This window comes from Terriglobia bacterium (genome assembly GCA_020073205.1).
Taxonomy (GTDB): Bacteria; Acidobacteriota; Polarisedimenticolia; order Polarisedimenticolales; family JAIQFR01; genus JAIQFR01.
The window spans coordinates 1-14696 of sequence record JAIQFR010000108.1; the positions used below are offsets into that span (position 1 = coordinate 1).

The window sequence follows — 14696 nt, forward strand, 5'->3', positions numbered from 1 at the left end:
CTTCGTCGCCGTAAACCGCCTTCACCAGCGCCGTTCTCGACATCCGGGCGTCCATGCCGGCGATCCCGCCGAAGCAGGCGCAGCTTCCGCACGCGACGAGCAGCTTCGACCGCTCCCGGATGCGCCGGACGGCCTTCTCCTCCCTCTCGCTGCCGACGGAGCCCTCCACCAGGGCCAGGTCGAGGGGCGACTCCTCGTCGTTCGCGGACGAGCCGGCGAGGAAGTCCACGATCTCCAACGCTCCGATCATCTGCAGCAGCTGGTCCTCGCAGTTGAGGATGACGATCTGCTCACCCCAGCAGCCGCTCATTCCGAAGATCCCGACTCGGGGCTTCATGGTTGCCTCGTGCGTCATACGATTTCGGGGAGGTTGATGGCGTCCCAGTAGGTGAACACCGGGCCGTGGATGCAGGTGTACTTGTAGCCGACGCTGCAGTGGCCGCACTTCCCGACGCCGCACTTCATCCTCCGCTCGAGGCTCATCAGGATGCGCGACTTGGAGAAGTTCTGGCGGAGCAGCTCCTTCAGGACGAACTTGTAGACGATGGGCGGTCCCACCACCGCGGCATACGTCCGCGCGGGGTCGAGCTCGACCTTCTCGAAGAGGGTCGGGAGCAGCCCGACGTGCTGCTTCCAGGTGCCCGTGGTGTCCCGGTCCACCGTCAGCAGCACCTTGACGTCCTCGACGTCGGCGAGGGAGACCAGCTCCTCGCGATAGAGCATGTCGTCGGGGCTTCGGGCCCCGTACATGAGCGTGACCCTGCCGAACCTCTCGCGGTGGTCCAGGGCGTACCACAGGAGCGATCGCAGCGGCGCCATGCCCAATCCGCCGGCCACGATCAGGAGGTCGTTCCCCTCCATCTCCTCCACGGGGAAGCCGTTCCCGTAAGGGCCCCTGATGCCGACCAGCGCGTTGGTGGGCAGGCGGTAGAGCGCGCCGGTGACCCGGCCCGCCTTCCGCACGCAGAGCTCGATGATCCCGCCCCGCGTCGGGGAGGACGAGATGGAGATCGGGGCCTCTCCGGTGCCGATCACGCTCAGCTGCACGAACTGCCCGGGACGGTGGTGCCACGCCTCGGCCACCCCTTCGTCGACGAACCGCATCTGGAACAGGTGGTTGTCCTTCACCATCCTGTGGATGCGGACGATCCGGGCCAGCTCCGGCTTGTACGGGTTCGCGCTCTCCCTAGGCAGAGGCTTCTGCTCGACCGCTTCCATCTTTCTCACCTCGCAGCTTCTCGATGACGCTGACGATGTCGATCTTGGCCGGGCAGCCCGCGATGCAGCGGCCGCACCCGACGCAGCTGGGCCGGCCGTACTCGGCCACGAACCCGCGCTGCTTGTGGTAGTACCGGAACTTGATTCGCGACGAGCGGTGCTCCCTGAAGTTCTCCCCGCCGGCGACCAGCGCGTGGCTCTCGAAGAGGCAGGAGTCCCAGGCGCGGTTTCGCCGTCCGCCGCGGCTGCCGAGGTCCACCTCGTCGTTGACGTCGAAGCAGTAGCAGGTGGGGCAGACCATGCTGCACGAGCCGCAGGAGAGGCACTTCCGGCCCAGCTCGTCCCAGACCCCGCTCCCGTACTCGATCTCCAGGATCTCGGGCAGGTCCCCGAGCTCCACGCGCGTTCGGTACGACGCGTTCCGCAGCCCGGATCGCCGCTTGTACTCTCCGAAATCCGCGGCGGTCGGCTCCCGCAGCAGGCAACCGCTCTCGATCGTCATGTCGTCGCCGCGGCTCGACCCGACCAGCACCAGGTACTCGTCGCCGATGTCGCTCAGGTACAGGTCGAAGCCGGTGTCCACGAAGTCGGCGTTCATCGAGCGCGCGAAGTGCTTGTCGTCCGGCTCGAAGTCCACGCCGATGATGGCGGTGGCCTTCCTCCGCGCGACGTAGTACGGGTCCGAGTACTTTCCGCCGGCGAACACGCGGTCCAGGATGTTCAGGCCGTAGACGTCGTAGGGGTGGACGCCGAGCACCACGGTGGGCCGCTTCGCCTCCTCCAGCAGGTCCCGGTAGCCGTCCCGCTCGTCGAACACGAGCAGGCGCTCTCGGGGCGGGAGCAGGAACTTCTTCGGCGGGAGGATCGTCCGCGGGTAGGAGAGCACCACGTCCGACCAGAGCCCCGGGCGCTCGAAGGCGAACCCGTCTCCCCGGCGGACCGGCGCGTAGACGTCGCCGAACGTCGGGAGCACGGCGGTGAAGAGGTCCATCTCGTGCTTGGCGATCTTCAGGATCTTCATGCTCGACTCCCACTGAGCTGGCCGGCCGGGCAGGAACCCCGCGCGACGGGACCGGAGGTTGCCGTCAAGCCGTCTTGTCCACGGAGGCTGCGACGCGGCGCGCCGAGATCAGGCGCTCGACCTCCGACAGCAGCGTCTCGGGGTCGATGGGCTTGGCGAGGAACTGATCGGCCGGGAGCCAGCCGGCCTTGGGATTCACCCTAAAGTGGGGATACTCCGTGTACACCGACGACGCGATCACGATCGGAACGTCCGCCAGGGCCGGGACGCTCCGCATGGCCTGGAGAGTGAAGAACCCCTCCGTGCGCTCGGTCATCATCACGTCGAGGAGGATGAGGTCCGGCCGAACGGTCTTCGCGAGGTCGAGGCCGTCCTTGCCGCTCCCGGCCCGGCTCACCTCGTAGCCGGACCCCTCGAGCAGCGCCGAGATGGCCGCGACGTAATCCGGGTCGTCATCGACGATCAGCACCCTTTTCTTTTCGCTCATCGCTCCTCACTCGGCTCGACCGCCCGACGGCGCACCTCTGATGGGTCGGCGGCGGCGTGGACGGGAAGGCGGAGGGTGAAGGTCGTGCCGACCCCCTCCCGGCTGCGCACGGTGATGTCGCCACCCAGCTCCGAAACGATCTTCTTGCAGATGGCCAGCCCCAGGCCGGTGCCGGGGATGCCGGCCGTGGACGCGGCTTTCACGCGGTAGAACTCCTGGAACAGCTGGTCCAGGCTCGCGGTCGGGATGCCGATCCCGGTGTCCTCGACCTCGACGACGACCGCGTCGTCGACGGCGGACATCCGGATGGCCACCTTCCCGCCGACGCGGTTGTACTTGACCGCGTTGCCGACCAGGTTGGCCACGAGCATGCTCAGGCTGCCGGAATCCCCGCAAACCGCGGGAAGCTGCGGAGGACCGACCACCTCGACGGCGACGCCGGCCTTCTCCGCCGCGACGGCCTGTCCCTGCACCACCCCCTGCACCACGTCGCGGAGGTCCGCCGAGGCGTCGCCTCTCACGAGCTGTCCGTGCTCGAGCTTGCTGAGGTCGAGCCAGTCCTGGATGATGGCCAGCATCTCGCCGAGGCGGAGCTGGGATCGCCGCAGCCACTCCTGGGCCCTCTCGGTCAGCTCGTCGCGCGACGTGTAGAGCAGGACGTCGAGGTACTGCTTGACCGCCACGACCGGGGTCTTGAGCTGGTGGGAGACGAAGGTCACGAACTTGCGCTGCGCGTCCTCCTTCTCGAGACGCAGCCGCTCCGACTCGCGCGCCAGGCGCCAACGCTCGACGCCTCGGTTCAGGATCACCGAGAACTCGTCGAGGGTGAACGGCTTCGGCAGGAAGTCGTAGGCCCCCGCCTTCATCGCCTCCACCGCGGTAGCGATGGTCGCATAGCCGGTGATCACCACGATCACCATCGACGGGTCGATCTGGCGGACGCGCCGGATGACCTCCATGCCGTCGATCCTCGGCATCTTGAGGTCGACGAACAGGAGGGCGGCCGGGGCCTCCTCTATCCTCCCGATGCCTTCCTCGCCGCCGGCGAACGTCTCGACCTCGAAACCGGCGCGGGTCAGGATCTCGCTGCACGACAGGAGCATGATCTCGTCGTCGTCGATCACGATGACGCGATCCTGGGCCTTGGCGCGTGGCTTTTCCTGCACCTCGGTGGCCATCGTCGTCTAGCCGATCCTGCCGGGCAGGGCGAGGAGCCGGCGGACGTGATCGAGGAACACCGGGATGTCCAGCGGCTTGGTGAGGTAGTCGTCGGGGGTGATCATGGCGGCTTCCGCGGCGGCCGGGAAGATCGCCTCGGGCGGCTGCTCGATGGAGGAGACCATGAGGACGGGCACGTGTCCGGCCACCTCCCGCTTGTCGCCGAACTTCACCGCCTGGTTCAGGCCGTAGCCCGCGAACGCGTCCTCCATCATGACGTCGAGAACGATGAGATCCGGCCGGTCGGTCGAGAGATGGGCGAGACCCTCCCTGGCGCTGGCCGCGCAGTGCACCAGGTACCCCTCGCGCTCGAGGAGCGCGGTGACCGAAGCGCAGTAGTCCGCGTCGTCGTCGACGATCAGCACCCTCTTCCGGGTCTTGAACGTGCTGGAGCTGGGCTTGTTCCGGCCCATGGAGCGCAGCGCGTCCCCGAGGATCGTCCGTATCTCGTCCGCGGCCACCGGGTGGAGCGCCAGATAGAAGACTCCGGACTCGCGGATGCTCTTCGCGAGCTCGACCGACGGATTTTCGGCCACCGCGACGACCGGAGCGGCGGGAGCGCTCCGCCGGCACGCTGCGACCATCTCCATCCCTCGCACGAGGTCCGGCGAAAGGTCGACGAGAACGACGCTTTCTCCCGCCCGCGCCGCGACGTCCGCCGGCGCGGCGGCCGGGTCGACGACTTCGAATGCGAAGCCCTCTCCGCACAAGTCGGCCACCACGTCCCTCCAGGTGCCATCGGGCTTCGCGACAAGAAGGACCCGGGCGTGCTCCGCCATGCTCATCCTCCGGATTACCACCCGTATTCTCCAAGCACACGGCGTGCCGGGATTCCAGCGGAGGAAATACGCTGTGAACGCGAGGAGAATCGAGATCGCAGAGCCAGTCGGATCCTTTGGATGAATATTGATTCGATACAGGTTTCTGCCTCCCTCGGGCGAGAGTCGCAGCAAGGCCGCGATGCCCGGGAGGCGTGTTATGTACTGCGTACTCATACAGTGTGTATGTCCGCTATTCCGTGATCGTGGAAAACGAAGCACCGGAATCCTGTTAGCAGTAGATTTCCGTTGCGTCGAGGACCGTTCCGGCGAAAGCGGGGGGACTCATGCGACGACGAGGAACGATCGAGGCGGTGGCGTGGATCGCGGTAGCTGCTGGGACCGTCTGGGCTCGCGAGCCCGCGGCATCGCCATCGGCCTTCCTCTACGAACCGCCGGATTGCCGCCCGACGTCCGCGCGGAACGTGATCTTCATGGTCCCGGACGGCATGGGCCTCGCCGACGTGACGGCGGCGCGGATCTTCAAGAACGGACCGGGCGGCGATCCGCTGAACCTGGAGAAGCTCCAGTTCGTCGGCTACGAGAGGAACTGGTCGGCCAACAGCGCCGTGACGGACTCCGCGGCCGCCGCCTCGGCCTGGGCCTGCGGCGAGAAGTTCGACAACGGCGTGCTCTGCGTGCGCCACGACGGCTCAACTCCTCTTTCGCTTCTGGAGTTCGCGCGCGACCGTGGGAAGCGGACCGGCCTCGTGGCGACCTCGACGATCACCCATGCCACCCCAGCGGCGTTCGGGGCGCACGTGCGCTGGCGTGATTGCGAGACCGAGATCGCCCGGCAGTACGTCGAAAAGACCCGGCCGGACGTGATCCTCGGTGGCGGCACCACGACGTTCCGGCCCTCCTGGCCGGACGCCTGCGGCACCGGCGGCGACTACGTCGCGAAAGCCGTCGCCGCCGGCTACCGCTTCGTGACCACGAGCGCGGAGCTGTCGGTAGCCGTGACGTCCGGAGCCTCGAGGATCCTGGGCCTGTTCGCTCCCGGCGCGATGACTCCCGAAAACCAGAGGCCGGCGGGCTCGACGGAACCGCGGCTCAAGGAGATGGCGGCGGCCGCTCTCGCAACCCTCGAGCGCGCGCCCGGAGGCTTCTTCCTCCTGGTCGAAGGCTCCCAGATCGATTTCGCGAACCATGCCAACGACGAAGCGTGGCAGCTCGCGGAGCTCCTGGCATTCGACGAGACGGTCGGGATGGTCCTCGATTGGCTCGCCGCCGACGCCCGGCGGGGTGGCGAGACGCTCGTCATCGTCGCACCCGACCACGAGACCGGCGGGTACGGCTTCGACGGCCCCTACGGGTTCCTGCCGGGGCCGGGCCAGCCTGTCGAGAGCATCTGGGCAACCGGCGGACACACGGGAACCGACGTCCCGGTTTGGAGCCAGGGCCCGGGGGCCTGGCGGCTCGCCCGACCCATCGACAACACCGAAGTCTACGGGGCGGCCCGCGACGCGATGTCGAGGCCCGTCTGTTGGCTCGGTCCGCCGGAGTGAGGCGTCCCGTTCACTTGGTGCCGCCCCACTTCCAGTCGCGGACCATCGGCATGTCCTCGCCGCGCTCGGAGATGTACCGCTTGTGGTCGATGAGCGAGTCGCGGATCGACTGCCGGACGTAAGCCGCGGTCACGCCCAGCCTGGGCACCCGGTCGATGACGTCGCAGGCCAGGTGGAATCGGTCGATGTCGTTCATCACGGCCATGTCGAACGGCGTGGTCGTGCTCCCCTCCTCTTTGTACCCCCGGACGTGGAGGTTCCGGTGGTTGGTCCTGCGGTAGGTGAGGCGGTGGATCAGCCAAGGGTAGCCGTGGAACGCGAAGACCACGGGCTTGTCCGGGGTGAACAGCTCGTCGAACTCACGGTCCGCAAGGCCGTGGGGATGCTCGCTAGGCGGCTGCAGCTTCATCAGGTCCACGACGTTGATCACGCGGACCTTGAGGTCCGGGAAGTTCGCCCGGAGGATGTCCACCGCCGCGAGCGTTTCCAGCGTGGGGGTGTCGCCGCAGCAGGCCATGACCACGTCGGGATCCCCGCCGCGGTCGTTGCTCGCCCACTCCCAGATCCCGATGCCGGCGGTGCAGTGCTTGACGGCGGATTCCATGTCGAGCCATTGCGGCGCCGACTGCTTGCCGGCGACGAGCACGTTCACGTAATTGCGGCTCCTCAGGCAATGATCGGTGACGGACAGGAGCGTGTTGGCGTCGGGGGGCAGGTAGACCCGGATGATCTCCGCCTTCTTGTTCACCACGTGATCGATGAAGCCGGGGTCCTGGTGGCTGAAGCCGTTGTGGTCCTGCCGCCAGACGTGGGAGCTCAGCAGGTAGTTGAGCGAGGCGATCGGACGCCGCCACGGGATATGACGAGTCACCTTGAGCCACTTGGCGTGTTGGTTGAACATCGAGTCCACGATGTGGATGAACGCCTCGTAGCAGTTGAAGAAGCCGTGCCGGCCGGTGAGGAGATACCCCTCGAGCCAACCCTGGCACTGGTGCTCGCTGAGCATCTCCATGACGCGGCCGTCGGGCGCCACGTGCTCGTCGTCCGGGACGATCTCGCCGACGAAACACCGGTCGGTCACCTCGAACACGTCCCCCCAGCGGTTGGAGGCGGTCTCGTCGGGGCCGAAGAGCCTGAAGTTCCGGCGGTCCGCGTTGAGCTTCATCACGTCCCGCAGCAGCCGGCCCTGGACCCGTGTGGCCTCCGCATCGACCCGGCCCGGCTTCGAGACCGGGACGGCGTAGTCCCGGAAATCCGGGAGCCTCAGGTCCTGGAGGAGGAGCCCGCCGTTGGCGTGCGGGCTCGCGCTCATGCGGCGCTCGCCCTTGGGTGCAAGCTCGGCGATTTCCGGGAGGAGCGCTCCGTCGGGACCGAACAGCTCCTGGGGCCGGTAGCTCTTCATCCACCGCTCGAGCATCTTCACGTGCGCCGGCTTCGTGGCCAGCTCGCCGAGGGGCACCTGGTGGGAACGGAACGTTCCCTCGATCCTCTTGCCGTCCACCACCTTGGGCCCGGTCCACCCCTTCGGCGTGCGGAGGACGATCATCGGCCAGCAGGGGCGCTTCCCGAGGCCGCGCGTCCGGGCCTCGCGCTGGATCCCCCGGATCTCGTCCATCACCGCGTCGAGCGTCGACGCCATCTTCCGGTGCATCTCCTCGGGTTCGTCCCCCTCCACGAAAAACGGCGCGTAGCCGTAACCGCGGAAGAGCTCCTCGATCTCGTCGTGCGGGATGCGCGACAGGACGGTGAGGCCGGCGATCTTCGCGCCGTTCAGGTGGAGGATCGGCAGCACCGCGCCATCGCGTATCGGGTTCAGGAACTTGTTCGAGTGCCAGCTCGTGGCGAGCGGCCCGGTCTCGGCCTCTCCGTCCCCCACCACGCAGGCGACGATGAGGTCGGGGTTGTCGAACGCCGCCCCGAACGCATGGGAGAGCGCATACCCCAGCTCCCCGCCCTCGTGGATCGAGCCCGGCGTCTCGGGGGCGACGTGGCTGGGGATGCCGCCGGGGAAGGAGAACTGCTTGAACAGCCGCTTCATTCCCTCCTCGTCCCGGGAGACGTTCGGGTAGACCTCGCTGTACGTTCCTTCGAGGTACGCGTTGGCCACGATCCCGGGACCGCCGTGGCCGGGTCCCGTAACGTAGATCACGCTCAGGTCCCGCTCACGAATGATCCGGTTGAGGTGCACGTAGATGAAGTTGAGCCCCGGGGTGGTGCCCCAGTGGCCGAGGAGGCGGGGCTTGATGTGTCGAAGCGTGAGCGGCTGTTTCAGGAGCGGGTTGCCATAGAGGTAGATCTGGCCCACCGACAGGTAATTCGCGGCGCGCCAGTACGCGTCCATCCTGCGAAGCGTTTCGCGGTCGAGCTTTCCGGCCCCGCCCCGCGCCGCCTTTTCCGATCCCCGTTGCCCCTTTCCCCGAATTCTCTTCATGAAGGCCTCCGCGGCTTCCATTCGCCGCGCCACATCCTAACCGGACGCGTCGCGCAAGTACACGCTGGCCTGAGCCGCGGGTTCGGGGACGGGGACGGCGGCGAGGGATACCCCCGAAAATGCGCCGGCCCGCCACGAAGGGCGGGCCGGCGCGCTTCGATCGAAGCACGGTGGATTGCTAGGGGGCCGTCACGCGCAGGTCGTACGAGCCGTACTTCCCGATATCGGTGGCATGCTTCGAGCGAACGTAGAAGACCGCGCTCCTCGGGGCCGTCCACACGATGATCGACGACGGGTCGCTGGAGGACCTGTTGTCATTCGACGCGAGCACCGTGGTCCCGTTGGTGTCGAGAAGCTCGAGGTAGGTGTTGGCGTCGGACAGGAGGTTCAGCGTCTCGATCGTGTAGACCTTGCCGCTGGTTGCCGTCAGCTTGAAGATGTCGATGTCGGCCTCCCCCTTGCCGTTCCCGTCCGGGTCGTAGAAGTAGGTCAGGTGCAGGGGAGTGTCGTTGGCGTTGATGGGCGTGGCCAGGGCGACCGTGTTGTTGGGCTCGTAGGCGTCCTGCCAGAACTCGATCTGGTAGAGCCCGAAGTCGTCCTTCATCTCCGAGAAGTAGCCGTTCGCCACCGTCGGGTCGAACCAGCCGTCCCAGAAGCTCTCGTCGGTGACGTAGGTCGCGCTCTTGATCGGGCCGGTGTACACCTGCCAAACCTCCGAGTCGGCGAGCGCCAGCCGGTCCTGGGAATCCTCGACGCCGGGGGTCATGTCGGTGGTGGAAGCGCTGTCGCAGATGTCCCAGATCGTCCTCGAGATCGAGACCTCACTGGTGTCCCCCGTGCAGGGATACTGCGTCGCGTCCTCCAGGTCGTACCAGTTGACCGCGTGTCCCGGCCCGGAGCCGCCGTCCGTCTTGACGTACACGTTGGCCAGGGGCATCCCGTAGTAGCGGCGAACCGACAGCCCGAACGAGGAAGCCCGGCCCTCGTCGAATGACAGGCGCAGGTCCTCGTTGCAGTCGGAGAGGTAGTGCGTCCCTCCGGGGCTGGTCTGCTTCGAGTAGTTGTTCATGACGTAGTGGCCCCACTCGTGCAGGATCGGCATGTCGTCGTAGCCCGCCGTGTCGCGGAGCGTGATCGTGCTCCCCGAGGTGGACGAGACGCCGACGCCGCCGTTGATGGCCCACTTCAGCGTGACGAGCTGGGACGGGCGCGTTCCCTTGATGACCTTGACGAAGTCCGCGCCATAGACGGCCTGGTCGAATATGTTGAAGACCTCGCCGCCGCCTCCGACGGTCGCGACCATCGTGCCGAAATTGACGTTGGTGTTGGGATTGTGGTTGATCACGTCCCCGGAGACCCCGGCGTACACCGAACTGGACTGATTGGTGACCCTGACGAAGAGGTCGGACGTGTTGTTCGTCTTCGAGAAGACGCGGACCCGGATCGTCCGCACCGCGGAATCCGTGACCGTGATGCTGAACGCGCCGTTCGCGTCGGTCTTGCCGTTCGCGATGGTTCCGGCGTGTCTTCCCGGGTCGTAGATATCGACATCGGCGAAGCGAACCGGTTTCTGGGAGATCACGCCGGTGAAGCCGGTCGAGTCCAGCTCCCGGTCCTGGTACAGGAAGGTCCCCGACGCGACCCAGTTCGCCTGGGCCGGGACGGCTGTGAGGACGAGAAGAAGTGCGGGCACGGCGAATTGAAGGATCGCGGAGGTTGCGCGTCTCATGGCCGCACCCCCAACCTGTAGGTCGCGACGTTACCGTCGTCGTCGGGGAGGGGCAGCGGGACGCCGAGCGCTGCCCGGATCATGTTCTCGGTTCGAACCACGCCATGCGGACCGTCCCCGAGGATCTCCACGATGACCTCGTGAACGGCAGCCCCTTCGAGAGGCACCCTCAGAATCGCCCGGGCCGATTCTCGGGCGGGAAGGGACAGCGAGCCGCTGTCGGGCTCGAGTGGTTCGCCCCCGCTCACGCGCGACCATGCGGGTTGACCCGGGTGGAACGGGCGTGAGGCCTCCATCCATGGCGTTCCGTCCGGACGAAGGATGCGGACGCGAAGGTCCGCGACGGGTACGGCGGCGAGAGCGACCACCTCGATCCGGGCGAATCCCCTCGTGTCGCCGAAGTGGCCGGATCCCGTCGACGTGACGTCGAGTAGCCGGACCCGAAGGTCGAGGTCGCCCAGGGCCTCCGTCGCGAGCGCCGGTCGCGTCTGTGTCAATCCCAGAGTCAAGGCCACGACGAGCAGCACCCACGGCGCGGTCCTGCCCGCGAAAATAGCCACGATTCGCATCATTATCGACCTCCCCAAGGCAACGGCGAGAAGAGCGAAAACGCTCTCTAGCTTCTCAATACGCCTGCCAAGAGACCGCGTCAAGGTTTAATAGTTCCGATTCGTAAGAGGCCGAGCTCGACGAGGTTCGAGGTCGCAGGGGGTGATGACACAGCAACTTAGCTGTGGCGCCTCTCTCGCGGGCGACGGGCCGGCAGGCCATTGGAACTCGCCCCGCTGGCGGGGGCTGGACCGCAGCCGCAATAGAGGATTAAACTTATCCCGTACCTGTGCGTCACGTCCGATACCCCGGCGAGGGCTCGGGATGATCTGTCCCCGTTGCGGGCGACCCACCGAAAAGGACTCGCGCTTCTGCGCCGGGTGTGGCGCCTCCCTCTTCGACGCCTCGGAGCCCACCCCCGTCGCGCCGGACCCGTCGGAATCGCCCACCCTCATCGAGGATCCCGCGGAAATCCCGACGATGGTGGGTGGAACCGCCGGAGCCCCCGATGGCGGGAACGGCACCTCCTCGGCCCTCGCGGGCGGTGCCGCCCCGTCGTACGAGGCGCTCCGCCCCGGCTCCCGCCTCGGGAACCGGTACGCGATCCTCTCCGTCCTCGGCGAGGGGGGAATGGGCGCCGTCTACAAGGCGCAGGACCTTGGCCTCCAGCGGACCGTCGCCCTCAAGGTGATCCGGCCGGCGCTGGCGGCGAGGCCGTCGGTCCTGGAGCGGTTCAAGCGCGAGATCCTGCTGGCGAGCAAGATCACCCACAAGAACGTCGTGCGCATCCACGATCTCGGGGAGATCGGAGACCTCCGCTTCATCTCGATGGCCTACGTGGAGGGGACCGATCTCGAGGCTTACATCCGGCGCGAGGGACCTCTCTCCCCGGAGAAGGCCGTCCCGCTGATCCGGCAAATCGCCGAGGCGCTCCTCGCGGCGCACGAAGCGGGGGTCGTCCACCGCGATCTCAAGCCGCAGAACGTCCTGATCGACAACGGCGGAAACGCGTACATCGCGGACTTCGGGATCTCCCGCTCCCTCGACCATGGCGGGACCATGACGGAGACCGGCTCCCTCGTCGGCACCCTCGCCTACATGTCCCCGGAGCAGGCTCGCGGGGAGACGCCGGACCAGAGGAGCGACATCTACTCGTTCGGGCTGATCCTGTACGAGATGCTCACCGGGAAGCTCCCCTTCGAGGCCGACAACCCGCTCTCGGTCCTGATGAAGAGGACCCAGCACGATGCCCCTTCGGTTCGGGTGACCCGGAAGGAGATCCCCGGCTGGCTCGCGGAGGTGGTGGCGAGAGCGCTCGAGCGGGACACGGCGGCGCGCTACCAGAGCATGGCCGAGGTCATCCGCGACCTCGACCGCCAGAGGACCGCGGTCGCCTGGAGACGTCTCGTCAGGAAAAGGATGATCGGGGCCGCGGCCGCGGTCGTCTTGGTCGCGGCGGTCGGCGGCGGGTTCCTCTGGCTGAGCCGTCGTCCGTCCGGGTTGCCGCCGCCTCCCGGCGAGCAGGCCTCCACCACGCCCCTCGTGGCGCTGGCGATCCTGCCCTTCCGTAACGCCTCCGGCGACCCGCAGCTCGCCTGGCTCGGGCCGAGCCTCGCCGAGATGCTCAGCACGGACGTCGGCCAATCGTCCCACGTCCGCACGGTTCCGCCGGACCGTCTCCACCAGGTCCTCGCGGACCTCCACCTCGATTCGGCGTCCGAATTCGACGACCCGACGTTGCGCCGCGTGGCGGAGTTCACGAGCGCTACGACCCTAGTCTCCGGCCAGTTCGCGCGGCTCGGCGGCCAGGTCCGCATCGACGCAGTGCTGAGGGACCTCAAGAGCGGCAGGACCTCGGCGCTGAAGGCGGAGGCCCCGAGCGAGAAGGACCTCCTGGGAGCGGTGGACCGGCTGGCGCAGGCGATCCGGGGCGGCCTCGCGCTCTCCCCCGCGCTCGTGGACGAGCTGAAGCGGCAGTCGTTGAAGCCGTCGTCGACCTCCTTTCAGGCGCTGAGGCGCTTCAACGACGGGATCGCGCTCGCGCGGCAGGGGAACCACCAGGACGCCCTGAAGAGCTTCGGAGCCGCGATCCGGGAGGACCCGGGATTCGCGCTGGCGCTCTCGAGGCTGGGACAGACCTACTCGAGCCTCGGATACGACGACGAGGCGGAAAAGGCATCGCGCAAAGCCGTCGCCCTCAGCGAGTCGCTGCCGCCGCAGGAGAAATACCTGATCGCGGCGAACCACGCCCGGATCGTGAACGATACCGCGAAAGCGATCGAGTCCTACGAGAACCTCGCGAAGGTCTCCCCGGACGATTCCGACGTCCAGTTCGATCTCGCCTCGCTCTACGAGGCCACCGGCGACTACGGGAAGGCCCACGACCACCTCGCCCGGGTTCTCGAGCGCGAGCCGAAGTACGTGGACGCGCTCCTGGCGAGCGGCCGGGTGGACATCCGGAGGGGGAACCCGCAGGGAGGCCTCGACGCCCTGAGCCGCGCCCTCGCCCTGGCCACCCAGCTCGACAACCCGGAGGAGAAGGCCGCGATCCTGCAGGCCACCGGGGTCGCGTACCGGGTGATGAACCGGCCGGAGGAAGCGCTGCGGAACTACGAGGATTCCCTGGCCATCAAGCGGAGGATCAACCAGAAGCGGGGGATCGCGGCCAGCCTCAACGAGATCGCCCACATCCAGGCGTCCCTGGGGCACCGCGACGCCGCGCAGGCGAGCTTCGACGAGGCGCTCAAGATCCGCCGGGAGATCGGCGACAAGAAGGGCGTCGGCGGGACGCTCATCGACCTCGGGAGCTTCTACGACGACAAGGGCCAGCACGACCAGGCGCTCAAGATGTACAAGGAGTCGCTCCAGATTCAGCGCGAGGTGGGGGACGAGAGCACCCAGGCGCTCTGCCTGAACAACATCGGGAGCGTCTACTTCTCGCAGGGGAAGTACGACGACGCGCTGACCTACTTCCAGCAGGCCCTGCAGCTCCGCGAGAAGGCCAAGGATCCCGGCGACATCGTGGAGACGGTTCACAACCTGGCGGAAACCGACGCAAAGATGGGCCGGTTCGGCCAGGCGCTGTCGCAGTACCTCAGGGCCCTCGATCTCCGCCGCACGATCGGCGACAAGCGCGGCGCCGCCATCGAGTCGTACAGCCTCGGCACGATCTTCGGCTTCCAGGGGCGGCTCGGCGCCGCACTGAAGTCCAAGGAGGAGGCGCTCAAGACCTTCAGGGAACTCGGCGAGCGCAGCTTCTGGACCGCCGAGATCCTGGGGGGCTACGGCAACGCTTTGGCCGAGGCGGGGCGCATCGACGAGGCCGGCAAGAGCCTCGACGACGCCCTCGCCCTCGCGCGCGAGATGAAGAACGACACCCTCGTTTCGCAGACGCTGCGGTTCCAGGGGGATCGCCTCGGGTTCCGCGGGGACCCGGGAGCGGCGCGGCCCCTCTATGAAAGAGCCCTGGAGGCCGCGACGCGGGCCGGCGACCGCGAGCAGGCGCTCGCGGCCAGGCTGGCTCTGGCGAAGGTCGCCATCCGGGACGGGCACGCGGCGGGGGAGGTCAGCGGTCTCAGGGAGTCGGCTAGGGAGGCCGATGCGCTGGGTCTCAGGTATCTTTGCGCGATGTGCTCGGTCCGGCTCGGAGAAGCCCTGGCCGCAGCCAAGGACGTCGCCGGAGCGCGAAACGAGCTCGAGCGCGCGCTGGACTTGAGC

At 67.5% G+C, this 14696-nt stretch carries 11 protein-coding genes; 2 read left to right on the forward strand and 9 right to left on the reverse strand.

Annotated elements, in window-relative coordinates; all coding sequences use genetic code 11:
- The 6 genes from LAO51_17000 to LAO51_17025 all read right to left on the reverse strand — a co-directional run.
- Window positions 1-337: NADH:ubiquinone oxidoreductase (locus LAO51_17000; protein MBZ5640442.1), on the reverse strand; the 337-nt coding region annotated here is incomplete at its 3' end.
- A 14-nt stretch (window positions 338-351) separates the two neighbouring features.
- Window positions 352-1218, reverse strand: coding sequence for an FAD/NAD(P)-binding protein (locus tag LAO51_17005; GenBank protein MBZ5640443.1), 867 nt, complete (start codon window positions 1216-1218; stop codon window positions 352-354).
- On the reverse strand, window positions 1187-2239 hold the full coding sequence (locus LAO51_17010; protein ID MBZ5640444.1) for a 4Fe-4S dicluster domain-containing protein: 1053 nt from the start codon (window positions 2237-2239) through the stop codon (window positions 1187-1189). The genes LAO51_17005 and LAO51_17010 overlap by 32 nt, the downstream gene beginning before the upstream one ends.
- A 64-nt stretch (window positions 2240-2303) precedes the next feature.
- Window positions 2304-2726, reverse strand: coding sequence for a response regulator (locus LAO51_17015; GenBank protein MBZ5640445.1), 423 nt, complete (start codon window positions 2724-2726; stop codon window positions 2304-2306).
- Window positions 2723-3904 carry a hybrid sensor histidine kinase/response regulator gene (locus tag LAO51_17020; GenBank protein ID MBZ5640446.1) on the reverse strand — a complete coding sequence of 394 codons (1182 nt, stop codon included), beginning with the start codon at window positions 3902-3904 and terminating at the stop codon, window positions 2723-2725. Before LAO51_17020 ends, LAO51_17015 begins: the two co-directional genes overlap by 4 nt.
- Before the next feature lie 6 nt (window positions 3905-3910).
- The gene (locus tag LAO51_17025) at window positions 3911-4723 is read right to left on the reverse strand and encodes a response regulator (protein ID MBZ5640447.1); all 813 of its coding nucleotides are present in this window, start codon (window positions 4721-4723) and stop codon (window positions 3911-3913) included.
- Window positions 4724-5049: 326 nt separating this feature from the next.
- Between LAO51_17025 and LAO51_17030 the strand changes: the two genes are divergently transcribed.
- Window positions 5050-6270 carry an alkaline phosphatase gene (locus tag LAO51_17030; protein ID MBZ5640448.1) on the forward strand — a complete coding sequence of 407 codons (1221 nt, stop codon included), beginning with the start codon at window positions 5050-5052 and terminating at the stop codon, window positions 6268-6270.
- Between the two features lie 10 nt (window positions 6271-6280).
- Here the strand turns inward: LAO51_17030 and LAO51_17035 are convergent, their stop codons facing one another.
- The 3 genes from LAO51_17035 to LAO51_17045 all read right to left on the reverse strand — a co-directional run bounded on the left by LAO51_17035 (window position 6281) and on the right by LAO51_17045 (window position 11002).
- The gene (locus LAO51_17035) at window positions 6281-8701 is read right to left on the reverse strand and encodes a phosphoketolase family protein (GenBank protein MBZ5640449.1); all 2421 of its coding nucleotides are present in this window, start codon (window positions 8699-8701) and stop codon (window positions 6281-6283) included.
- Between the two features lie 178 nt (window positions 8702-8879).
- Window positions 8880-10430, reverse strand: a complete 1551-nt coding sequence (locus tag LAO51_17040) for a hypothetical protein (GenBank protein ID MBZ5640450.1) — start codon at window positions 10428-10430, stop codon at window positions 8880-8882.
- The gene (locus LAO51_17045; protein MBZ5640451.1) at window positions 10427-11002 is read right to left on the reverse strand and encodes a hypothetical protein; all 576 of its coding nucleotides are present in this window, start codon (window positions 11000-11002) and stop codon (window positions 10427-10429) included. The genes LAO51_17040 and LAO51_17045 overlap by 4 nt, the downstream gene beginning before the upstream one ends.
- A gap of 301 nt (window positions 11003-11303) precedes the next feature.
- On the opposite strand from LAO51_17045, the gene LAO51_17050 reads away from it, so the two are divergent.
- The coding region (locus LAO51_17050; protein MBZ5640452.1) for a tetratricopeptide repeat protein at window positions 11304-14696 on the forward strand (3393 nt) is incomplete at its 3' end.

Bases quoted from the DNA above. Each gene is read 5' to 3' on its own strand.
- LAO51_17035 (MBZ5640449.1), bottom strand. From the start codon at position 8,701: ATGAAGAGAATTCGGGGAAAGGGGCAACGGGGATCGGAAAAGGCGGCG.
- LAO51_17045 (MBZ5640451.1), bottom strand. From the start codon at position 11,002: ATGATGCGAATCGTGGCTATTTTCGCGGGCAGGACCGCGCCGTGGGTG.
- LAO51_17010 (MBZ5640444.1), bottom strand. From the start codon at position 2,239: ATGAAGATCCTGAAGATCGCCAAGCACGAGATGGACCTCTTCACCGCC.
- LAO51_17020 (MBZ5640446.1), bottom strand. From the start codon at position 3,904: ATGGCCACCGAGGTGCAGGAAAAGCCACGCGCCAAGGCCCAGGATCGC.
- LAO51_17040 (MBZ5640450.1), bottom strand. From the start codon at position 10,430: ATGAGACGCGCAACCTCCGCGATCCTTCAATTCGCCGTGCCCGCACTT.
- LAO51_17025 (MBZ5640447.1), bottom strand. From the start codon at position 4,723: ATGGCGGAGCACGCCCGGGTCCTTCTTGTCGCGAAGCCCGATGGCACC.
- LAO51_17015 (MBZ5640445.1), bottom strand. From the start codon at position 2,726: ATGAGCGAAAAGAAAAGGGTGCTGATCGTCGATGACGACCCGGATTAC.
- LAO51_17005 (MBZ5640443.1), bottom strand. From the start codon at position 1,218: ATGGAAGCGGTCGAGCAGAAGCCTCTGCCTAGGGAGAGCGCGAACCCG.
- LAO51_17030 (MBZ5640448.1), top strand. From the start codon at position 5,050: ATGCGACGACGAGGAACGATCGAGGCGGTGGCGTGGATCGCGGTAGCT.